The 20,331-nt window shown below is 68.6% G+C and carries 18 protein-coding genes and 5 tRNA genes; 12 read left to right on the forward strand and 11 right to left on the reverse strand.

Annotated features, from left to right (window positions below; all coding sequences use genetic code 11):
• Nucleotides 1–15: 15 nt before the first annotated feature.
• Nucleotides 16–216 (forward strand): acyl-CoA carboxylase subunit epsilon, encoded by a 201-nt coding sequence (locus tag ABD858_RS23270; protein WP_345040793.1) that lies wholly within the window; start codon nucleotides 16–18, stop codon nucleotides 214–216.
• A gap of 176 nt (nucleotides 217–392) precedes the next feature.
• On the opposite strand, the gene ABD858_RS23275 is transcribed toward ABD858_RS23270, so the two are convergent.
• From ABD858_RS23275 to ABD858_RS23310, 8 genes are all read right to left on the reverse strand, one after another.
• Nucleotides 393–971: a GTP-binding protein gene (locus tag ABD858_RS23275; RefSeq protein WP_345040795.1), complete on the reverse strand. Its 579-nt coding sequence runs from the start codon at nucleotides 969–971 to the stop codon at nucleotides 393–395.
• On the reverse strand, nucleotides 952–1,497 hold the full coding sequence (locus ABD858_RS23280) for a DUF742 domain-containing protein (protein ID WP_345040798.1): 546 nt from the start codon (nucleotides 1,495–1,497) through the stop codon (nucleotides 952–954). The genes ABD858_RS23275 and ABD858_RS23280 overlap by 20 nt, the downstream gene beginning before the upstream one ends.
• A gap of 91 nt (nucleotides 1,498–1,588) precedes the next feature.
• Nucleotides 1,589–2,002 carry a roadblock/LC7 domain-containing protein gene (locus ABD858_RS23285; protein ID WP_010984131.1) on the reverse strand — a complete coding sequence of 138 codons (414 nt, stop codon included), beginning with the start codon at nucleotides 2,000–2,002 and terminating at the stop codon, nucleotides 1,589–1,591.
• Between the two features lie 10 nt (nucleotides 2,003–2,012).
• Nucleotides 2,013–5,087 (reverse strand): sensor histidine kinase, encoded by a 3,075-nt coding sequence (locus tag ABD858_RS23290; RefSeq protein WP_345040803.1) that lies wholly within the window; start codon nucleotides 5,085–5,087, stop codon nucleotides 2,013–2,015.
• A gap of 338 nt (nucleotides 5,088–5,425) precedes the next feature.
• Nucleotides 5,426–6,004 carry a GTP-binding protein gene (locus ABD858_RS23295; protein ID WP_345040805.1) on the reverse strand — a complete coding sequence of 193 codons (579 nt, stop codon included), beginning with the start codon at nucleotides 6,002–6,004 and terminating at the stop codon, nucleotides 5,426–5,428.
• Nucleotides 5,985–6,392, reverse strand: a complete 408-nt coding sequence (locus ABD858_RS23300; protein WP_345040808.1) for a DUF742 domain-containing protein — start codon at nucleotides 6,390–6,392, stop codon at nucleotides 5,985–5,987. The genes ABD858_RS23295 and ABD858_RS23300 overlap by 20 nt, the downstream gene beginning before the upstream one ends.
• 113 nt (nucleotides 6,393–6,505) lie before the next feature.
• Nucleotides 6,506–6,922, reverse strand: coding sequence for a roadblock/LC7 domain-containing protein (locus ABD858_RS23305; protein ID WP_345044794.1), 417 nt, complete (start codon nucleotides 6,920–6,922; stop codon nucleotides 6,506–6,508).
• Between the two features lie 5 nt (nucleotides 6,923–6,927).
• The gene (locus ABD858_RS23310) at nucleotides 6,928–10,770 is read right to left on the reverse strand and encodes a sensor histidine kinase (RefSeq protein WP_345040810.1); all 3,843 of its coding nucleotides are present in this window, start codon (nucleotides 10,768–10,770) and stop codon (nucleotides 6,928–6,930) included.
• A gap of 596 nt (nucleotides 10,771–11,366) precedes the next feature.
• On the opposite strand from ABD858_RS23310, the gene ABD858_RS23315 reads away from it, so the two are divergent.
• The 3 genes from ABD858_RS23315 to gltX all read left to right on the forward strand — a co-directional run bounded on the left by ABD858_RS23315 (nucleotide 11,367) and on the right by gltX (nucleotide 13,879).
• A complete protein-coding gene (locus ABD858_RS23315; RefSeq protein ID WP_345040812.1) occupies nucleotides 11,367–11,555 on the forward strand; it encodes a hypothetical protein in 189 nt (62 codons plus the stop codon).
• 82 nt (nucleotides 11,556–11,637) lie between these two features.
• The gene (locus tag ABD858_RS23320) at nucleotides 11,638–12,414 is read left to right on the forward strand and encodes a fumarylacetoacetate hydrolase family protein (protein ID WP_345040814.1); all 777 of its coding nucleotides are present in this window, start codon (nucleotides 11,638–11,640) and stop codon (nucleotides 12,412–12,414) included.
• Nucleotides 12,407–13,879 carry a glutamate--tRNA ligase gene (gltX, locus tag ABD858_RS23325; RefSeq protein ID WP_345040816.1) on the forward strand — a complete coding sequence of 491 codons (1,473 nt, stop codon included), beginning with the start codon at nucleotides 12,407–12,409 and terminating at the stop codon, nucleotides 13,877–13,879. The genes ABD858_RS23320 and gltX overlap by 8 nt, the downstream gene beginning before the upstream one ends.
• Nucleotides 13,880–13,935: 56 nt before the next feature.
• Here the strand turns inward: gltX and ABD858_RS23330 are convergent, their stop codons facing one another.
• Nucleotides 13,936–14,769 carry a hypothetical protein gene (locus tag ABD858_RS23330; RefSeq protein WP_345040818.1) on the reverse strand — a complete coding sequence of 278 codons (834 nt, stop codon included), beginning with the start codon at nucleotides 14,767–14,769 and terminating at the stop codon, nucleotides 13,936–13,938.
• Between the two features lie 228 nt (nucleotides 14,770–14,997).
• The gene (locus ABD858_RS23335; protein ID WP_345040820.1) at nucleotides 14,998–15,429 is read right to left on the reverse strand and encodes a peptidase inhibitor family I36 protein; all 432 of its coding nucleotides are present in this window, start codon (nucleotides 15,427–15,429) and stop codon (nucleotides 14,998–15,000) included.
• Nucleotides 15,430–16,018: 589 nt separating this feature from the next.
• On the opposite strand from ABD858_RS23335, the gene ABD858_RS23340 reads away from it, so the two are divergent.
• The 6 genes from ABD858_RS23340 to ABD858_RS23365 all read left to right on the forward strand — a co-directional run bounded on the left by ABD858_RS23340 (nucleotide 16,019) and on the right by ABD858_RS23365 (nucleotide 17,295).
• A complete protein-coding gene (locus ABD858_RS23340) occupies nucleotides 16,019–16,741 on the forward strand; it encodes an HAD family hydrolase (RefSeq protein ID WP_345040823.1) in 723 nt (240 codons plus the stop codon).
• A gap of 86 nt (nucleotides 16,742–16,827) precedes the next feature.
• A tRNA-Gln gene (locus ABD858_RS23345) sits at nucleotides 16,828–16,899 on the forward strand.
• Nucleotides 16,900–16,936: 37 nt separating this feature from the next.
• Nucleotides 16,937–17,009: transfer RNA gene (locus ABD858_RS23350), tRNA-Glu, on the forward strand.
• Nucleotides 17,010–17,038: 29 nt separating this feature from the next.
• Nucleotides 17,039–17,111, forward strand: a tRNA-Glu gene (locus ABD858_RS23355).
• Between the two features lie 17 nt (nucleotides 17,112–17,128).
• Nucleotides 17,129–17,200, forward strand: a tRNA-Gln gene (locus tag ABD858_RS23360).
• 22 nt (nucleotides 17,201–17,222) lie between these two features.
• A tRNA-Glu gene (locus ABD858_RS23365) sits at nucleotides 17,223–17,295 on the forward strand.
• A 134-nt stretch (nucleotides 17,296–17,429) separates the two neighbouring features.
• On the opposite strand, the gene ndgR is transcribed toward ABD858_RS23365, so the two are convergent.
• Nucleotides 17,430–18,146, reverse strand: a complete 717-nt coding sequence (gene ndgR / locus ABD858_RS23370; RefSeq protein WP_345040825.1) for an IclR family transcriptional regulator NdgR — start codon at nucleotides 18,144–18,146, stop codon at nucleotides 17,430–17,432.
• 142 nt (nucleotides 18,147–18,288) lie between these two features.
• Here ndgR and leuC point away from each other — a divergent pair, with 142 nt between their 5' ends.
• Together leuC and leuD are read left to right on the forward strand one after the other, a co-directional pair.
• On the forward strand, nucleotides 18,289–19,701 hold the full coding sequence (gene leuC / locus ABD858_RS23375; protein WP_345040827.1) for a 3-isopropylmalate dehydratase large subunit: 1,413 nt from the start codon (nucleotides 18,289–18,291) through the stop codon (nucleotides 19,699–19,701).
• Between the two features lie 5 nt (nucleotides 19,702–19,706).
• Nucleotides 19,707–20,300 carry a 3-isopropylmalate dehydratase small subunit gene (leuD, locus tag ABD858_RS23380; protein ID WP_345040830.1) on the forward strand — a complete coding sequence of 198 codons (594 nt, stop codon included), beginning with the start codon at nucleotides 19,707–19,709 and terminating at the stop codon, nucleotides 20,298–20,300.
• The last annotated feature ends 31 nt before the right edge of the window (nucleotides 20,301–20,331 follow it).

The following is a 20,331-nucleotide window of genomic DNA, read 5'->3' on the forward strand; positions in this document are numbered from 1 at the left end:
AGGAGGACACTGCACATGAGCACTTCCAACGCCGACACGCTGCTCCGCGTCGAGAAGGGCAACGCCGAGCCCGAGGAGCTGGCCGCGATCACCGCGATCCTGCTGGCCCGCGCGGCCGCTCAGCCCGCTGCCCCGGCCCGTGGCCGCTCCACGGCCGGCTGGCGCCGCCTGGAGCGCCGTACCGGCTACTACGCGCCGCACAGCTGGCAGCTCTGACGCACAGCACGCCTCGGAGGCCCCGCAGCTCCCCCCCCCGGAGCGCGGGGCCTCCGGCGTCGGCCGTGAAGAGGCGGGGCGGGGGAAGAAGCCCGGCGCGGGCACCCTGCAGGCAACAGAGAAGGCCCTCGCGCTCCGGAGGAGTGCGAGGGCCTTGGGGCTTGCCGCGCCGGCGGCTACCGCAGGCGTGCCATGAGTGCGTGCTCCACCAGGGTGATGAGCGCGGACTTGGCGTCGGCGCGGGCACGGGCGTCGGTGGTGATGATGGGGGTGTCGGGGCCGATCTGGAGGGCTTCGCGTACTTCGTCGGGGGTGTAGGGCTGGTGTCCGTCGAAGCCGTTGAGGGCGATGACGAAGGGGAGGCCGGAGTTCTCGAAGTAGTCGACGGCGGGGAAGCAGTCGGCGAGGCGGCGGGTGTCGACGAGGACGACGGCGCCGATGGCGCCGCGGACCAGGTCGTCCCACATGAACCAGAACCGGTCCTGGCCGGGGGTGCCGAACAGGTAGAGGATGAGGTCCTGGTCGAGGGTGATGCGGCCGAAGTCCATGGCCACCGTGGTGGTGGTCTTGTCCCCGGTGTGGGTGAGGTCGTCGATGCCGGCGCTCGCGCTGGTCATGACGGCTTCGGTGCGCAGGGGGTTGATCTCCGAGACGGCGCCGACGAACGTGGTCTTGCCCACGCCGAAGCCGCCCGCCACCACGATCTTCGCGGAGGTGGTAGAACGGCTCGCTCCGCTAGAGCTTCCGAAGTCCACTGAGCACCCTTTCGAGCAGTGTCACGTCTGGCTGGCCGCCGGCGGTCTCGTCGCCGCCGGGCTGATGGATGGCGACAAGTCCGGCCTCCGCCAGGTCGGCGACAAGGATCCGGGCCACGCCAAGGGGAATGGAAAGAAGTGCCGAGATCTCCGCGACCGACTTGATCTCCTGGCACAGGTGGCAGATCCGCTGGTGCTCGGGCAACTGCCCGTGCAGCCTGGTGGGATCGGCCGTGGTGTGCACCAGTGCCTCGATGGCGAGCTGGTAGCGCGGCCGGGTCCGGCCGCCGGTCATAGCATACGGGCGTACGAGCGGACTCGGGCCGCCCGAGCCCGACACCGCCTGGGGAAGAGGCCGTTGCTGCGCCTGTTCATAAGGGGGGTACGGCTGCTGATAGGGCTGCTGGTAGAGCTGCTGACCCTGTCTGCCGGGAGCGGAGGGGAAGTTGTACTGGTCGCTCTGGGCGAGCTCGCCCGGAATGGGCTGAGTACCGTTGTACACGTGGCTGTTGTGGGGTGTTGCCACTGTTCCTCCTCCTACTAGCCGTTCCCTGTCCCTTTGTTGTTACGCCACCGCACCTTAACGGCGCGGTGGCGAGAAACGCACGGCCTGTCTGTCAGTTGAGAAGACTCCCCTGGAGTTCGGCACGCAGATCCGGGGTGAGGACGGTGCCCGCCCGGTCGACGAGGAGGGCCATCTCGTACCCGACGAGACCGATGTCGGCCTCGGGGTGGGCGAGTACGGCCAGCGACGATCCGTCGGAGATGGACATGAGGAAGAGGAACCCACGTTCCATCTCCACCACGGTCTGGTTGACGGCGCCGCCCTCGAAGATCCGGGATGCCCCCGCGGTCAGCGAGGTCAGTCCGGAGGCCACGGCCGCGAGCTGGTCGGCGCGGTCGCGCGGGAACCCTTCGGACATGGCCAGAAGGAGTCCGTCGGCGGAGACCACCACAGTGTGGGACACCCCGGGGGTGTTGTCCACAAAGTTGGTGATCAACCAGTTCAGGTTCTGTGCCGCCTGGCTCATCGGGCTCACACTAACGCTCCTGGTTGTAGCTGCTACCCGGGCCGAAGCCCGTTCCGTTCGTGTCCGATCCCGCGTTGCGTCCCTGCTGGACACCGCGGCGCAGGTTACTCAGCCTGCCCCGCACGGCCTCGGGCGCACGGGAGACCTGGGGGCCGCCCTGCGGGGTCTGCTCCGCCGTCCCCTCGACCAGATTGGCCTTGGGTACCCGGCGGGGAAGACCGGAGGGGGTGACCCCGCCCGCCTTCGGGTCGCGGAGCTTTCCTGCCCGCTGCCAGCGCTCGTCATTGGCCGAGCGCCAGTCACCGGAGTCGTTCCCGTCGTTCCGTGCTGCCTGCAGATCGGACGGCTGCGGCTGCGCGGCGACGGGCCGCTCCTCATCACTGTCCACGGGCTGGAACTGCTGCCGGCTGCCGCGGCGCGGCAGGCCTGCGTCGGTCAGACCGTGGTCGGTGTTCGGGGCGGACTCCGGATGATCGAAGCCTACGCGCTCCGGGGCGATCACGTCAGCGCCCGGGGCGGATTCCGCTTCCGTCCCGTAGACCGGGGCGTACGCCCCCTCGTAGGCACCCTGATCCTGCCACTCGCCCTGCTGGGTGTGGGGGGCATAGGCGCCGTCGAAGGGCTGCTGGGAGGTCGCGAGGGACGGGAAGGGGCCTTCCGTATAGGCCTGCTCCGGGTAACCGCCGGGGTAGCCGTTCCGGTACTCCGCGGCGTACTCGGAGGCGTACGGCTGCTGCTCGTAGCCCTGCTCTTCGTACCCCTGCTCGTCGTGATCCTCCGGCTGTACGGAGCCGGCCTGCGCCGCCGGCGTGGCACGGCGTTCCTCGCGCATCAGTGAGCGGCCCACCGGGTCCGTCTCGGGCGCGGCGGCGGCCGGATCCTCGTACCGCGAGTCGTCGAAGCCGAGTTCGGCCGCGGTCCGCATCTGAACGGGGTCGAACGACTGCTGCTCGGGGATCATCGAGGAGACCGTGAAGGCGCTCTCCTGGCCCTCGTCGCCACCGCCGCCGTGGGTGATGCCGTCGGGCAGCATGACCAGGGAGGTGGTGCCGGCCTGTTCGCCCGAGGGGCGCAGCTGGACACGGATGCCGTGCCGGTCGGCGAGACGGCCGACCACGAAGAGACCCATGTGCTGCGAGATCGCGGCGTCCACGGTCGGCGGGTTGGCCAGCCGGTGGTTGATGTCGGCGAAGTCCTCGGAGGTCAGGCCGATGCCCTTGTCGTGGATCTCGATCATCACGCGGCCGTCGGGGAGACGGGTCGCGGTGACGCGCACCTTGGTCTGCGGGGAGGAGAACGTGGTGGCGTTCTCCAGCAGCTCGGCGAGCAGATGCACGAGGTCGGTCACGGTGTGGCCGTGGATCTCGGCCTCGGGGACGCCGGCCAGCTCGATGCGCTCGTACTGCTCCACCTCGGAGGCGGCGGCGCGCAGCACATCGACCAGCGGGACCGGCTGGTCCCAGCGGCGGCCGGGTTCCTGGCCGGCGAGGATGAGGAGGTTCTCGCCGTTGCGGCGCATACGGGTCGCCAGGTGGTCCAGCCGGAAGAGGTTCTCCAGCTGCTCCGGGTCGGCCTCGTTGTTCTCCAGGTCGGTGATCAGGGACAGCTGTCCCTCGATCAGGCCCTGGTTGCGCTGCGACAGATTGGTGAAGATCGCGTTGATGTTGCCCCGGAGCAGTGCCTGCTCGGAGGCGAGCCGGACTGCCTCGCGGTGGACCTGGTCGAAGGCGCGGGCGACCTCGCCGATCTCGTCGTGGGACGTGATCGGGATCGGCTCGACGCGGGTGTCGACCCGGCCGGGCTCGGTACGGGAGAGCTGGTCGACCAGCATCGGCAGACGCTGCTCGGCGATACCGAAGGCGGCGGTGCGCAGCCGGCGCATGGAGCGGCTCATATGGCGGGCCATGAGCCCGCCCATGACGAATGCGGCCAGCATCGAGACGACCACGATGCCACCGTTGACGTAGGCGTCGGTGGCGGCGGCGGCCGAGATGTCCCCGGCCTCCTTCACGGCCTTGTCGACGAGTTCGGTCTCGATCTCGCTGTAGCCGTCGAACTTGGCCGTGGCGGCGGCCATCCAGGTCTCGGCGGTGATGTCGTCGGCCTTGAGGCTCTCGGGGTCCCGGCCCTTGCCGATCTCGCGGGCCATGCCGCCGAAGACCGAGAGCTTCTCGTCGCGCGGCGGGTTGAGCCCGGCGGCCTTGAGCTTCTTCTCGTCGTCGGCCGCCTTGGCCAGCATGACTTCCGTCAAGCGGTCGCTGTCCGCCTCGGTGCCACCGGAGACGTACTCGTCGAGGGCGGTCTGCTCCAGGTAGTTGTACGAGTTGAAGGCGACGGTCTGCTGGGCGCGCACCGACTTGTCCTCGGCGGGCCGGATCAGCAGGTGCGTACCGATGGAGCGTTGGAGCGAGGTGGCGGCCTTGGCGAGCTGAATGGCGTAGACCGTACGGCCGTAGCTGGTGATGTTGCCGGTGCCGAGGCCGAGTTCGTTGGAGAACGCCATCAGCGAGTGCTGGACCTTGGTGTAGCCCTCTTCGGTCTTCACCGGGTCCATGGACTTGCCGTAGGCGGCCTTGCGGAGGGCGTCGAGCTCGGGCTCCTCGGCCCTGAAGAGGTTGAGCCGGCGCTGCAGACGCTCCGTGTCCGGCATCTCCTGGACGGCCTGGTCGAACTTGCTCTTGGCGGAGTTGGTGGTCTCGTACGCCTTGCTGACCGCGTTGCTGTCGCTCTTGCCGGACAGCAGCGGAGCGGCGGTGAGGTCACGCTCGTTGAGCAGCGCCTGCCCGTACTCGGACGCGGCGCGTACGAGCAGCGCGGTCTTCTCGGCGTCCTGGGCGTCGCTCCACGTCTGAACCGACGCGTTCACCTGGAAGCCGCCCATGACGATGCCGACCAGAGCGGGGATCAGGAGGATCGCGTTCAGCTTGGCGGGCACCCGCCAGTTGCGCGGGGACAGCTTGCTGGAGCTGCCGTCCGCCGGGGGCGTGGCTGTGGGTACGACGGCGGGCGGCACCGCGGTTCGCGGCGGCGGGGTGAAGTTGCCCCGTGCCTGCTCGGGCCCGGGACCGGCGCTGCTTCGCCTCACTCGACCAACTACCTCTCGGCGTCGGCACGTGGGGGGTGCCGAAATTGTTCAGAGCCGTACTACTGGGGAGTCCGTCGAATTCCAGCACGCCGGGCGGCCACGGTCCAAACAGCTGGATCCCGCTGTTCCCCGCCTCGAAGGCCACAGATAAAACGGTCATAAAGAACGAGCCCCACCAAAAGGTGAGGCCGATATGAGCACAGCGGCACCGGCTGAACGCGGCGGGTGTCCGAAGCTCGGGAATTCTCTGTCGAAACGTTATGAACTCCGGGGCGGAGCGTGGCCGAAGCCACAGTCCGCCCCAGGCACGGAATACGACAACTTCCGTATGGCCCGGACTACTTGAGGCGTGCCATGAGTGCGTGCTCCACCAGGGTGATGAGCGCGGACTTGGCGTCGGCGCGGGCACGGGCGTCGGTGGTGATGATGGGGGTGTCGGGGCCGATCTGGAGGGCTTCGCGTACTTCGTCGGGGGTGTAGGGCTGGTGTCCGTCGAAGCCGTTGAGGGCGATGACGAAGGGGAGGCCGGAGTTCTCGAAGTAGTCGACGGCGGGGAAGCAGTCGGCGAGGCGGCGGGTGTCGACGAGGACGACGGCGCCGATGGCGCCGCGGACCAGGTCGTCCCACATGAACCAGAACCGGTCCTGGCCGGGGGTGCCGAACAGGTAGAGGATGAGGTCCTGGTCGAGGGTGATGCGGCCGAAGTCCATGGCCACCGTGGTGGTGGTCTTGTCCCCGGTGTGGGTGAGGTCGTCGATGCCGGCGCTCGCGCTGGTCATGACGGCTTCGGTGCGCAGGGGGTTGATCTCCGAGACGGCGCCGACGAACGTGGTCTTGCCCACGCCGAAGCCGCCCGCCACCACGATCTTCGCGGAGGTGGTAGAGCGGGAGGCACCGCTAGAGCTTGCGAAGTCCACTGAGCACCCTTTCGAGCAGTGTCACATCCGGCGTTCCGCCGGCCTCTCCGTTGCCCGGCTGGTGGATCGCCACCATGCCGGCTTCCGCCAGGTCGGCGACAAGAATGCGCGCGACACCGAGCGGCATCGACAGCAGTGCCGAGATCTCCGCGACCGACTTGACCTCCCGGCACAGGTGGCAGATCCGCTGGTGCTCGGGGAGCAGACTCGCGAGGTGCATAGGGTCTGCCGTCGTCGACACCAGGGCCTCGATGGCGAGCTGGTAACGCGGCCGGGTCCGGCCGCCGGTCATCGCGTAGGGACGTACCAGCGGCTGTTCGCCTTCACCGTCGTACGACGCTTCATGCAAAGCGCCGTACGCATCGGGTGAGGCGGGGGGCGGGGTCATGAATCCTCCGGGCGTGTCGGCCGGTGGGGGGACGGTGTGCGCGGCCGGATGGAAAAGATGGTCGGGACGTTACCTGGTGCGTGGGGGCGCCGGGTGTCCTGTTACGGATTGTGTTACTGACGCAACAGGCTTCCCTGGAGTTCGGCGCGCAGGTCCGGGGTGAGGACCGTGCCCGCTCGGTCGACGAGGAGGGCCATTTCGTACCCGATGAGACCGATGTCGGCATCGGGGTGGGCGAGTACGGCCAGCGACGATCCGTCGGAGATGGACATGAGGAAGAGGAACCCACGCTCCATCTCCACCACGGTCTGGCTGACGGTGCCGCCCTCGAAGATCCGGGATGCCCCCGCGGTCAGCGAGGTGAGACCGGAGGCCACCGCCGCGAGCTGGTCGGCGCGGTCGCGGGGAAATCCTTCGGACATCGCGAGGAGAAGTCCGTCTGCCGAGACCACCACGGTGTGGGACACCCCGGGGGTGTTGTCCACGAAGTTGGTGATCAGCCAGTTGAGGTTCTGTGCCGCCTGGCTCATCGGGCTCAAAACTCACGCTCCTGCTGGTGAGTGGGGCGGGTGAAGCTGCCGGTGGACGAGTTGTTGCCGGCCTGACGCCCCTGCTGGATACCCCTGCGGAGGTTGGTCAGACGGCCGCGGACGTCGTCAGGGGCACGCGAAACCTGCGGACCGGTCTGACTGTTCTGCTGCTGGGCGGTGCCCGGTACCAGGTTGGCACGCGGCACCCGGCGCGGCAGACCGGAAGTGGTCACACCGCCCGCGGCCGGCTTCCTGGTGCGCTCCGCCTGCTTGACGAGCTCGTCGTTCGGCGAGTTGCGCCAGGCGGGAGCCGCCGGATCGGCATCGAGGCCGCTCACGAGGTGGCCGGTGTCCCGCTGCGGCTGTCGCTGCGGCGCGGGGCGCGCGGCGGACGGCTGCTGGGGTGCCTCGGGGGCCGGCGGCAGCGCCTCGGGCTTCGGCTGCGCGGGCAGGCTCGCGGCCGGAAGGCGCGGCACACCGAGGCCGGCGTCACGGCCCTGCGGCCGAGGAGCGGCCGGGCTGAGACCCGCCGGGGCGGCGGGCCGCTGGGGCTCCGGCGCGTACTGCTGCTGGAACTCCCGGGCCGGCTGCTGCGGCTGATGGGGCTGCTGGGGCGCACCGAAGTCCGGGCGCTGGAACTGGCCGGTGGACGCGGGGTCCTGGGGCGCACCGAAGTCCGGGCGCTGGAACTGGCCGGTGGACGCGGGGTCCTGGCCGTAGGCCTGGTTGTCCTGGCTGGCGTAGATGTCGGTGCGCTGGAACTGGCCAGTGGAGGTGGGGTCCTGGCCGTAGGCCTGGCCGCCGCCCTGGTTGCCGTAGACGTCCGGGCGCTGGAACTGGCCGGTGGACGCGGGGTCCTGGCCGTAGGCCTGGTTGTCCTGGTTGGCGTGGATGTCGGTGCGCTGGAACTGGCCGGTGGAGGTGGGGTCCTGGCCGTAGGCCTGGCCGCCGCCCTGGTTGCCGTAGACGTCCGGGCGCTGGAACTGGCCGGTGGACGCGGGGTCCTGGCCGTAGGCCTGGTTGTCCTGGTTGGCGTGGATGTCGGTGCGCTGGAACTGGCCGGTGGAGGTGGGGTCCTGGCCGTAGGCCTGGCCGCCGCCCTGGTTGCCGTAGACATCGGGGCGCTGGAACTGGCCGGTGGAGGCCGGGTCCTGGGCACCCGGCTGCGGGGCCGAGAAGTCAGGCCGCGGGAACTCGGAGGTCGATCCGGGGCCCTGCTGCTCGTCCAGGCCGGTCCGGGCGAACGGGCCGGTGGCCTCGGCCTCTTCGTGGCCGCGTGGCGCGTCCATCTGGCCGTTGCCCCAGCCTGCGGGCTGCGGGCGCTGCTGCGGGTTGCCGACGCCCGGAAGCTCGGCGCGCGGACCGTCGGACTGCGCCAGCGGCCGGCGACCGCCCTGGCCCTCGGCGAGGGACGGTCCGGCGGGCCGGAAGCCGTTCTGAGTGTTCTGGCCGCGCTGCGCGCGCTGCTGGCGGGCTTCGCCCAGGCCCTGGCCGGCACGATGGCCGAAGGCGCTCGCCATGCCCGTGCCGCCCTGCTGGGGTGCACCGTCGTTGGCCGGCAGCGCGGTGCGCGGACCGCCGGCGAGGCGTCCGGCGCCGCCGGGACCACCGGCGCCTCCGGCGCCACCCGGGCCGCCGGCCGGGGCCTGGCCGCCGGCGTTGGCACCGGGCTTGGCCGGGGGCTTCTTGCCACCCTGGGCGACATCGACGGGGAGCATGACCAGCGCGGTCGTACCTCCGGAGTCGGAGGGCCGCAGCTGGATACGGATGCCGTGCCGCAGGGACAGGCGGCCGACCACGAACAGACCCATGCGCCGGGACACCGAGACGTCCACGGTGGGCGGCGAAGCGAGCCGCTCGTTGATCGCCGCGAGGTCCTCGGGGGAGAGGCCGATACCGGTGTCGTGGATCTCGACGAGCACACGGCCGTCGGGCAGCGCGTGACCGGTGACGCGGACCTTGGTCTGCGGGGAGGAGAAGGAGGTCGCGTTCTCGAGCAGCTCGGCGAGGAGGTGCACGAGGTCGTTGACGACGCGGCCGGCGACCTCGGTCGCCGGGACCGCGGCCAGTTCGATGCGCTCGTACTGCTCCACCTCGGAGGCGGCGGCACGGAGCACGTCGACCAGCGGGACGGGGCGGGTCCACCGGCGGCCCGGCTCCTCGCCCGCGAGGACAAGGAGGTTTTCGCCGTTACGGCGCATACGGGTCGCGAGGTGGTCGAGCTTGAAGAGTGAGGACAGCTGGTCCGGGTCGGCCTCGCGGGACTCCAGCTCGGAGATGAGCGAGAGCTGACGCTGGATAAGGCCCTGGGAGCGGCGCGAGAGGTTGGTGAACATCGCGTTGACGTTGCCCCGGAGAAGGGCCTGCTCGGCGGCGAGACGGACCGCCTCGCGGTGCACGTCGTCGAAGGCCGCGGCCACCTGGCCGATCTCGTCCCGGGAGTGCACACCGACGGACTCGACGGTGGTGTCGATGTCCTGCGGGTCGGTCTCGGAGAGGTGCTTGACCAGATCGGGCAGACGTTCCTGGGCGACCTTGGTGGCGGCGTCCTGGAGCCGGCGCAGCGAGCGGATCATGGACCGGGCCACGACGAAGGCACCGACGAGGGAGACACCGAGAACGAGGAGGATCAGCGCACCGGAGATGATCGCGTCCCGCTGCGACTCCCGCCGGAGCTCACGGGCCTTCTGCTCCATCTCACCGAGCAGGGTCTCCTCGATCTGGTTCATGGACTGGATCTTGATCGAGTCAAGGTCGGTCCAGTCCATGTACGAGGTGGCCGGCAGCGTCTTGATCTCGCCCTCACGGCTCAGCGCGCGCTTGGCGTATGTGTTGGCCCTGGTGATCTCGGAATTACCGGTCGTCAGCGGGGAGAGCAGCTCCTCGGCGTTGCCGGAGTAGACGACGCTGAAGGTCTGGAGTGCGGCGGCCTCGTCGTCGAACGCGGTCTTGCCGTAGATCCGGTCGGGTTCCTTCATGTCCGGCTTGCCGTCACCGCTGCGCGGCAGGGAGGCGGCGATGATGGCGCGCTGGATGGACGCGTACTCCTTGGCGGAGGAGAACGCGGCCAGGGCGCGGGTGCGCTGGATCATCTCCGGGTTGGAGGTGGCCTGCGCCATGTCCTGGGAGAGGCTGAGCAGGGACTCGACCAGGCGGTTGTACTTGGCGACCGTCTGGAAGTCCGCACCCTCGGTGTAGGCCGTCTGGCGGAGCTGCTTCAGCGTGCCGAGCTGGTATTGGATGTCCGTGAGGTTGCCGCGGACCGAGTCCAGCGAATCGTTGTGGTCGGCGTTCTCGATCGAGCTGGTGCCCGCCTGGAACGCCTCGTAGGCGCGGTCGGTGAGCCGGCGGGCCTCGGTGACCGTGCCCTGGACGGTGGCGCCGTCGACATTGCTGGAGAGCGGCCCGGCGGTTTTGTCCCGCTCGTTCTGGAGCGCCGTGGCGAGCTTGGTCGCCTGCTTGGTCATCTCCGTGAGCAGCTGCATCTTGTCCAGCTGCTCCATGTCGTTCATGGATTCGGTGATGCGGAGCCCGCCCAGTGTGGTCGCCGCGACCACCGGCAGGGCCAGCAGAGACACCAGGCGGGTGCTGATGCGCCAGTTGCGCAGGGCCATTCGGGAGCCGGCGGAGACGGGAGCGGGGGTGCCCGGCTTCACCGTGTCGGCTGTCGTGGAGGCGTCCTTGCTGCTGTTGCCGCCCGATCCGGGCAGGGCGGCACGTCCGCCCTCGTCGCCGGCCTGTGCCGGACCCTGGTTCTGGGCGTGCTGAGGCGAGGATCCGCGGTCGTTCCCGCCCCGCGGCTCCTGCTCGGCCGCAGCGCTGCCATCCCTCTTGAAACGTCCCTGCACTAGCGTCGCAACCTCTGGACCAGGCGCCCCTCCGTATGACGGCGAGGCGGTGTCGGCGTGGTGGGACGCGAAGCGCCCCGTGGGTGGTCGTGAGCGACCGGCGCTGCTTTCCCCCTTCCCGCCGCCGCTCGGCGCTGTGTTGCGCCCCTGCGCGCCGGCCTGAACCCGCGGCGGTGCGTGGAATTCCAGCACAGTGGCGGATCTCCAACAAGGCCCGGGGTCGACGGACCGGAGCCCGTGACTCACTGTGAAAAGAGAGTCACCACTCGTGGAAGAGATTCCCCGATATTTCGGACTTTCCGGTACGGCTTACCGCTGAGTAAGGGGTGTCCCAGTCGCCATGATCGGCAGCGGAATGGAGCGTTCAGTTACGGAATGTCCGTTTCCGTAAGCAGATTCGACGGTCCGGATTGGCTGTTTTGTCCGGCACTTCGTGAGCAAACTCACACCATGATCGCTGTCGAATCCTCGTTTTCGCAGGGAATTCGATGTTTAGCCTGAGGTTTTACAGGGATGGCGAATCCTCCCCCGGAGAGATTCCGGGGGGACTCCACCGCGCCCGCGGGCGCCCGTACCGACAAGGCCCGAAGAAGCAGATGAAGACGACGCAGATGTTCCGCACCATAGCCAACCCCCGCCGCACCACGCTGGCGCATCTCGAGGACGCCGCCCAGCTGCAGTCCGTGGAGCGCCCGGAGCACTCCGTCGACCTGCCGGCCCAGACCGCCAACCCTCGCCGCACGATCCTGATGCAGGCGCCGGAAGCCGCCACCGTCACGCCGTAATGGGAGCGGCTGCCGCCCTCACCCGCGTTAGCCTGGAGCGTCAGTCTCCAGACAGCCAGCAAGTGAGGGGCGACAGCTAACCGTGCGCATCGCCAGGTTCTCCATCGACGGCAATGTCGCCTTCGGCGCGGTCGAGGGCGAAGGCCCCGACGGCCTCGTCCTCGACATCATCAAGGGCATCCCCTACGTCGACTTCGAGCTCTCCGGGACCAAGGTCCCGCTGAGCAAGGTCCGGCTGCTGCCGCCGGTGCTCCCCAACAAGGTCGTGGCCATCGGCCGCAACTACGCCGAGCACGCCGCAGAGCTCGGCAACGAGGTGCCCGACGTCCCCGTCGCCTTCTTCAAGCCCACCACCTCGGTGATCGGCTCCGGCGACGCCATCGAGTACCCCTCCTTCTCCGACGAGCTGCACCACGAGGCCGAGCTGGCCGTGGTCATCGGCCGGATGTGCCGAGAAGTCCCGCGCGAGCGCGTCAAGGACGTCATCTTCGGCTACACCTGCGCCAACGACGTCACCGCGCGTGACGTCCAGCAGCGCGAGAAGCAGTGGGCCCGCGCCAAGGGCTTCGACACCGCCTGCCCGCTCGGCCCCTGGGTGGAGACCGACCTCGACCCGAGCGACCTCACCATCCAGTGCACGGTCAACGGCCAACAGCGCCAGCTGGGTCGTACGAGCGACATGATCCGCTCCATCGAGGACCTGGTCGTCCACATCACCGAGGCCATGACGCTGCTTCCCGGCGATGTCATCCTCACCGGCACTCCCGCCGGGGTCGGCCCCCTCAACGTCGGCGACGAGGTCGCCGTCACCATCGAAGGCATCGGCACTCTCACCAATAAGGTGATCAAGCGTGGCTAACGCGAACGTCCGCGTACGTTTCTGTCCCTCACCGACCGGCAACCCCCATGTGGGTCTGGTCCGCACGGCCCTCTTCAACTGGGCTTTCGCCCGCCACCACGGCGGAACGTTCGTCTTCCGTATCGAGGACACCGACGTCGCGCGCGACAGCGAGGAGTCGTACAACCAGCTCCTCGACTCGCTGCGCTGGCTGGGCTTCACCTGGGACGAGGGCCCCGAGGTCGGCGGCCCGCACCCCCCGTACCGGCAGTCCCAGCGGATGGACATCTACCAGGACGTCGCCGCGAAGCTCGTCGACGGCGGGTACGCGTACCCCTGCTACTGCACCGCCAACGAGCTGGACGAACGCCGTGAGGCCGCCCGCGCCGCCGGCAGGCCCTCCGGCTACGACGGCAAGTGCCGTGACCTCACGGCCGAGCAGAAGGCCGCGTACGAGGACGAGGGCCGCGAGCACATCATCCGCTTCCGGATGCCCGACGAGCCGATCACCTTCACCGACCTGGTGCGCGGCGAGCTGACCTTCACCCCGGACAATGTCCCGGACTACGGCATCGTCCGCGCCAACGGAAACCCCCTCTACACGCTCGTCAACCCGGTCGACGACGCGCTGATGGAGATCACGCACGTCCTGCGCGGCGAGGACCTGCTGTCCTCCACCCCGCGCCAGATCGCGCTCTACAAGGCGCTGATCGAACTGGGCATCGCCAAGGAGATCCCGGCCTTCGCCCACCTGCCGTACGTCATGGGCGAGGGAAACAAGAAGCTCTCCAAGCGCGACCCGCAGGCCTCCCTGAACCTCTACCGGGAGCGCGGCTTCCTGCCCGAGGGCCTGCTCAACTACCTGTCGCTGCTCGGCTGGTCCTTCTCCGCCGACCAGGACATCTTCTCGATCGAGGAGATGGTGTCGAAGTTCGACATCACGGACGTCAACGCCAACCCGGCCCGCTTCGACCTGAAGAAGGCCGAGGCGATCAACGCCGACCACATCCGGCAGTTGGACGTGAAGGCCTTCGCCGAGGCCTGCGGCCCCTGGCTCAAGGCCCCGCACGCCCCCTGGGCCCCCGAGGCGTTCGACCAGGCCGCCTGGGAGGCGATCGCCCCGCACGCGCAGACCCGTCTGACGGTGCTGTCCGACATCACCGCCAACGTGGACTTCCTCTTCCTCGACCAGCCGGTGGAGGACGAGGCGTCCTGGACCAAGGCGATGAAGGAGGGCTCGGACGCCCTGCTCCGCACCGCCCGCGAGAGGCTGGCGGCCGCGGACTGGAACGCCGAGGCCCTCAAGGAGGCCGTCCTGGCCGCCGGCGAGGCCCACGGTCTCAAGCTCGGTAAGGCACAGGCCCCGGTCCGCGTCGCGGTCACCGGCCGCACGGTCGGCCTGCCGCTCTTCGAGTCCCTGGAGATCCTGGGCCGCGACCGCACGCTCGCGCGCATCGACGCGGCGCTGGCCAAGCTGGCCGCGTAGGCGTCTCCTGAACCGCCTCGGGGGTGGCAGCCGTATCGGCCGCCACCCCCGAGGTGTTATGCGTCCGCGACGATCCTCTCGGCTTCCTGCAGCTTTTTCCTGTGTACTTCGCGCAGCTTCTGCAGCACCTTCGAATTCTTGTCGATCATTCTGCTCTGGATGTCCGACTCCGCGGAGAACCATGTTTCCAGGAGATTCGTACTGAGCTTGCATGTCACGTCGGCGACGGCCGTCTCCTTCTCCTCGGCCGATATCCTGCCTTCGCGGAACGACGGAGAGCCAAGTGAATCCATTGGCGATGCGTAGTCGAACCCTCTGAGTTTCATGCAGCCGGACCAGTCGCCGATCGCAGCCCGCACCCTGGCGTCCTTGAGGGACTCCCGGTAGCTCTCGACCGCTGTCGTGCGCGCCGCTTCGACTCCTGCCGGGTATTCATATCGCTCGTCGAACGTCTTGATGGCCTCACCCAGACACCCGGTCTCCGGTACTTTCTGCCCGCGGTATTCGAGCGGTCCGGTGGCGCCACCGGCGGCCCGTCTGCCGTACAGGACAAGACGTGTATCGGCATCGAGTTTCTCGGCGACTGGTGCCGGTTGCGGCGGCATCCGGTATCCGAAGCGGGCAGCCTCGGCCGCACTCGAAAGGCCGTACCTCCGGTCGGAGGCGGAGGGAGGGGCCGGGGCGGTTCCGGGAGGCCGGTACGCGAGAGAGAAACGTGCCGCACACTTCTTCGCCAGCACCAGCTGGGCCGATTCGATGACGGCGTACTCGGCGTCGCTGTAGCTGTATGCCGCGATGGGGAGCCGAAAGGTGTAATCGCTTCTCTCCGGGCTGCCCGGACCGGAGGGGCTCGCCGAGACCGAAGGCTCCGCACTGCGGGTGTTGTCCACCGGAGTCGTGCGGGCCTCTTCCGGCCGGCCCTCCGACGCGCATCCGAGCAGCAGGAACGAAAGGGAGAGTGCGGGGACGACCAGACGTCTCATCGGAATGTTTCCCATGTGTAGTACGCGCACAGGAATTCGCCGGGTACGGCGAGGAATGCGCACGGCGAGCCCGGCACGGGGTCGGACCCTTCACACGGGGCTCGCCATGGGGGCATGTGCGCTCGATGTGCGGCGTCAGAACTTGTAGCAGTTGTACCCGGACTTTCCGAACCCGAGAGAAGCGTTCTCGTTGTACGTGTTGCGGAGCTGGTAGGCGTCGGCCCATGCTGCGACCGTGTCGCAGGCGCCGCCGTAATTGCTGTTGTAGAAAATAGTGGCCAGCTTGTCGCTCGAATTGTAGAATGAGGCGGCATTGTTCTTGACGTACAGACCCTGCCCGGCCCCGGAAGTCAGAAACTTGTAGCCTGCGAGATCGGGGACGCTGTCCCAGCGGAAGGCGGTGCGCGACCCCTGGAAGCCGGTGTTGTAGTAGAAGATTCCACAGTTTGTCGAATAGTTGCTGCAGCCGGTCCCCGCGTCCGCCTGGGCCTGCGGCGCCACACCGAGGACCACGACTGCGGCGGCGGGGAGTGAAACTGCCAGGGAAAGGGACTTGTGAAGCTTCATTGAATTCTCCGGGTCGGAAGCCTTTTCATGGTTTTACGGCCGTGATCGTAGCCGGAAAGGTGCACTCCGGACAAGATCTTTTTGGTCAGGAGATGCCTGTGTGGCCTTCGCGAAATGTCGGAAAATTCTCCGATTTGGAATTCCGGACCTCGGCTTCACTGTGTGCATAAACCCTGTGGTGGAGCGGGTTTTTCGCGGGAGTGCCGGACGGTGTCCTGTTCGGAGAGGGTGAAGTGGTGGCCGAGGTTCCGCGCGGGGTCCGTGCCCCGGACCCCGTGCGGGGGATGTCGGTGAGGTCTAGTGCTGTGACCGGAACGGCTCGCGCCCCCCGGCACGGCACTTCTCCCCCGTAGCCCTTCGGGCACGGGAGGTGCCCCCATCGTTGTCGCATCGCGCGAGTACGGCCGAGTACGAGCTGCGATCCTCCGCCTTGCGATGCACCGCACCTGGTGGCACCTCCGGGGGCACCCTGGGGGCACCCCCAGCGGTAGCTGGGGGAGGTAGCTGGGGGAGGTAACTGGGGGAGGTAACTGGGGGAGCCGCGAGCTTCCCGGCAAACCTTTCCGGCCGCAGCACTAGGGTCGTCCTCATGCCGATCCGAGCCGTGCTCTGGGACGTGGACGACACCCTCTTCGACTACACAGGCGCGGACCGCGCCGGTATGCGTGATCATCTCGAGGCCGAGGGCCTGCTGGGCGGATTCGACTCCGCCGAGCAGGCCCTCGGCCTCTGGCGTGAGGTCACCGACATCCACTGGAAGCGCTTCTCCGCCGGAGAGACGGACTTTCAGGGACAGTGCCGGGACCGGGTGCGGGCCTTCATCGGGGCGCCCGCCATGAGCGACTCCGAGGCCGACGCCTGGTTCAGCCGTTACGTCGGCCATTACGAGGCCGCCTGGTCGCTCTTCCCCGACACTCTGCCCGTCCTGGACTCCCTCGCCGACGGATACCGGCACGCCGTGCTGTCGAACTCCAGCCTGCGGGCCCAGGAGCCCAAGTTGCGCGCCCTGGGCGTGTGGGACCGCTTCGAGGCGGTGCTGTGCGCCGTGGAGCTGGGGGTGTCCAAGCCGGCCGCCGAGGCGTTCCACGCCGGGTGCGCCGCGCTGGGGCTGCCGCCCGGGGAGGTGCTGTATGTCGGTGACCACCCGGAGATCGACGCCCGGGGGGCGGCCGGGGCGGGGCTGGCCGCGGTCTGGCTGGACCGTTCGGGGGACGGCGGGGAGGCCGGGCTGGTCCGGATCACCGGCCTGGAACAGCTGCCCGAGCTGCTGCGCGGAGATACCCGTTTTGGAGCACCGGACACCTTCGGGTAATGTTCTTCCTGCGCCGCCCGAGAGGGCCGAGAAGCCCGGCCGGAAAGCGCAGACCGAACAAGACCCCTCAGGGGGTTGAGGTTTGGTGGCCTATGGTGTAATTGGCAGCACGACTGATTCTGGTTCAGTTAGTCTTGGTTCGAGTCCAGGTAGGCCAGCTCGCAGAGCGCTCGGTTGAACGAGCGTTGTTGCAAAGCCCCCGTTGTGTAGCGGCCTAGCACGCTGCCCTCTCAAGGCAGTAGCGCCGGTTCGAATCCGGTCGGGGGTACGGTGATCTCTCACGAGATGATCGCTAGGGCCCCCGTTGTGTAGCGGCCTAGCACGCCGCCCTCTCAAGGCGGTAGCGCCGGTTCGAATCCGGTCGGGGGTACTGGTCTAAAACACCTTTGGCCTATGGTGTAATTGGCAGCACGACTGATTCTGGTTCAGTTAGTCTTGGTTCGAGTCCAGGTAGGCCAGCTGGATCAATAAAAAGATCCTTGCCCCCGTTGTGTAGCGGCCTAGCACGCCGCCCTCTCAAGGCGGTAGCGCCGGTTCGAATCCGGTCGGGGGTACAAAAAGGAAAAAACCCTCCGTGATCTTCACGGAGGGTTTTTTCGCATGTCCGGCCACAGAAAGGGAATCGTGCGGGGCCGGCCGCCACGGCGTTGGAGCGGCCGGCCCGGAGAGGCGGGGAGGGCCGGGCTGGTCAGCCCGCCCGGCGCAGCGCCTCGGTGAGGCGTGCGGCGGCGTCGATGACGGCCTGGGCGTGCATGCGGCCCGGGTGACGGGTCAGCCGCTCGATCGGCCCGGAGACCGACACGGCGGCCACCACGCGGTTCGAGGGGCCTCGTACGGGCGCGGAGACGGACGCCACGCCCGGCTCCCGCTCACCGATCGACTGGGCCCATCCGCGGCGCCGTACGCCGGACAGGGCGGTCGCCGTGAAGCGGGCGCCCTGGAGGCCCCTGTGGAGCCGCTCGGGCTCCTCCCAGGCCATCAGAATCTGGGCCGAGGAGCCGGCCTTCATCGTGAGCGTGGAACCGACCGGGACGGTGTCCCGAAGTCCGGACAGCCGTTCCGCCGCTGCCACGCAAATACGCATGTCTCCCTGGCGCCGGTAGAGCTGGGCGCTCTCACCGGTCACATCGCGCAGGTGGGTGAGTACGGGCCCTGCCGTCGCCAGGAGCCGGTCCTCGCCCGCCGCCGCGGCCAGCTCGGCCAGCCGCGGACCCAGGATGAACCGGCCCTGCATGTCCCTCGCCACCATCCGGTGGTGTTCCAGTGCCACTGCGAGGCGATGTGCCGTGGGTCGGGCGAGTCCTGTCGCTGCGACCAGCCCGGCGAGGGTGGCCGGACCGGACTCCAGGGCGCTCAAAACCAGTGCTGCCTTGTCGAGAACGCCGACGCCGCTAGAGTTGTCCATGCAACGATACTTGCGTCTCACTCTGTGAAACGCAAGTTCAGTTTTCCCAGGATCTTGCGACCCTGGAGGAGCGGGACGCACAGCGGCCCGCGAAACGGGTCTCTAGTTGGGCCGGTGAATGACGTCGGCCGAAGGGAAAGCGATGGGTAGGACACTCGCGGAGAAGGTCTGGGACGACCATGTCGTCCGGCGCGCCGAAGGCGAGCCCGACCTCCTCTTCATCGATCTGCACCTGCTGCACGAGGTGACCAGCCCCCAGGCCTTCGACGGTCTCCGGCAGAACGGTCGGCAGGTGCGGCGCCTCGACCTGACCATCGCCACCGAGGACCACAACACCCCCACGATCGACATCGACAAGCCGATCGCGGACCCGGTGTCCCGGGCCCAGCTGGAGACGCTGCGGAAGAACTGCGCCGAGTTCGGCGTCCGGCTGCACCCGCTGGGCGATGTCGAGCAGGGTGTTGTCCACGTAGTGGGACCGCAGCTGGGACTGACCCAGCCGGGCACCACGGTGGTCTGTGGTGACAGTCATACCTCCACCCACGGCGCGTTCGGCGCGCTGGCCTTCGGTATCGGCACCAGCCAGGTCGAGCATGTGCTGGCCACCCAGACGCTGCCGATGACCCGCCCGAAGACCATGGCCATCACGGTCGAGGGCGAGCTGCCCGAGGGCGTCACCGCCAAGGACCTGATCCTGGCGATCATCGCCAGGATCGGCACCGGCGGCGGCCAGGGTTATGTCCTGGAGTACCGCGGCTCCGCCATCGAGAAGCTCTCGATGGAGGCCCGGATGACCATCTGCAACATGTCCATCGAAGCGGGCGCCCGGGCCGGCATGATCGCCCCGGACCAGGTCACCTTCGACTACCTCGAGGGCCGTGCGCACGCCCCCCGGGGCGAGGACTGGGACGCCGCGGTCGAGTACTGGAAGACGCTGCGCTCGGACGACGACGCGGTCTTCGACGCCGAGGTCGTCATCGACGGTGCCTCGCTGTCCCCGTTCGTCACCTGGGGGACCAACCCGGGCCAGGGCGCGCCACTGTCGGCCGATGTCCCCGACCCGGCCTCGTACGAGGACGCTTCGGAGCGCCTGGCCGCCGAAAAGGCCCTGGAGTACATGGGGTTGACCGCTGGCCGGCCGCTGCGCGACATCAAGGTCGACACCGTCTTCGTAGGCTCCTGCACCAACGGCCGGATCGAGGACCTGCGTGCGGCCGCCGCCGTGCTGGACGGCCGCAAAGTCGCCGAAGGCGTACGGATGCTGGTCGTCCCCGGCTCGGTACGGGTCGGTCTGCAGGCTGTCGAGGAGGGCCTGGACAAGGTGTTCAAGGAGGCCGGCGCCGAATGGCGGCACGCGGGCTGCTCGATGTGCCTGGGCATGAACCCGGACCAGCTGGCTCCCGGTGAGCGCTCCGCGTCCACCTCCAACCGCAACTTCGAGGGCAGGCAGGGCAAGGGCGGCCGTACCCACCTGGTCTCGCCGCAGGTCGCCGCCGCCACCGCGGTCACCGGCCGCCTGGCTTCGCCCGCCGACCTGATCTCCGCGGAGGCCTGAGAACCATGGAAGCTTTCACCACGCACACCGGCCGCGCTGTTCCGCTGCGCCGCAGCAATGTCGACACCGACCAGATCATCCCGGCGCACTGGCTGAAGAAGGTCACCCGCGACGGTTTCGAGGACGGTCTGTTCGAGGCCTGGCGCAAGGACCCCGCGTTCGTTCTCAACCGTCCGGAGCGGCAGGGCGCGACGGTGCTGGTGGCGGGTCCCGACTTCGGCACCGGTTCCTCCCGTGAGCACGCGGTGTGGGCGTTGCAGAACTACGGCTTCAAGACCGTGATCTCGTCCCGCTTCGCGGACATCTTCCGCGGCAACTCGCTGAAGAACGGCCTGCTCACGGTGGTGCTGGAGCAGAAGGTCGTGGACGCCCTCTGGGAGCTGACCGAGACCGACCCGGCCGCCGAGATCACGGTGGACCTCCAGGACCGCCAGGTGCGGGCGGAAGGCATCACCGCCGACTTCGAACTGGACGAGAACGCCCGCTGGCGGCTGCTGAACGGTCTGGACGACATCAGCATCACGCTCCAGAACGAGGCCGACATCTCCGCGTACGAGTCCCGTCGGCCGTCCTTCAAGCCGAGCACCCTCCAGGCCTGACACCTGTTCGGCACACCCTTTTTCACCGCCG

This window comes from Streptomyces sannanensis (assembly GCF_039536205.1).
Classification (GTDB): domain Bacteria; phylum Actinomycetota; class Actinomycetes; order Streptomycetales; family Streptomycetaceae; genus Streptomyces; species Streptomyces sannanensis.

Coding starts and splice junctions, on each gene's coding strand:
- ABD858_RS23270 (WP_345040793.1), top strand. CDS start 16: ATGAGCACTTCCAACGCCGACACGCTGCTCCGCGTCGAGAAGGGCAAC.
- ABD858_RS23285 (WP_010984131.1), bottom strand. CDS start 2,002: ATGAGCCAGGCGGCACAGAACCTGAACTGGTTGATCACCAACTTTGTG.
- ABD858_RS23300 (WP_345040808.1), bottom strand. CDS start 6,392: ATGACCCCGCCCCCCGCCTCACCCGATGCGTACGGCGCTTTGCATGAA.
- ABD858_RS23305 (WP_345044794.1), bottom strand. CDS start 6,922: ATGAGCCAGGCGGCACAGAACCTCAACTGGCTGATCACCAACTTCGTG.
- ABD858_RS23315 (WP_345040812.1), top strand. CDS start 11,367: ATGAAGACGACGCAGATGTTCCGCACCATAGCCAACCCCCGCCGCACC.
- ABD858_RS23335 (WP_345040820.1), bottom strand. CDS start 15,429: ATGAAGCTTCACAAGTCCCTTTCCCTGGCAGTTTCACTCCCCGCCGCC.
- ABD858_RS23340 (WP_345040823.1), top strand. CDS start 16,019: ATGCCGATCCGAGCCGTGCTCTGGGACGTGGACGACACCCTCTTCGAC.
- ndgR (WP_345040825.1), bottom strand. CDS start 18,146: ATGGACAACTCTAGCGGCGTCGGCGTTCTCGACAAGGCAGCACTGGTT.
- leuC (WP_345040827.1), top strand. CDS start 18,289: ATGGGTAGGACACTCGCGGAGAAGGTCTGGGACGACCATGTCGTCCGG.
- leuD (WP_345040830.1), top strand. CDS start 19,707: ATGGAAGCTTTCACCACGCACACCGGCCGCGCTGTTCCGCTGCGCCGC.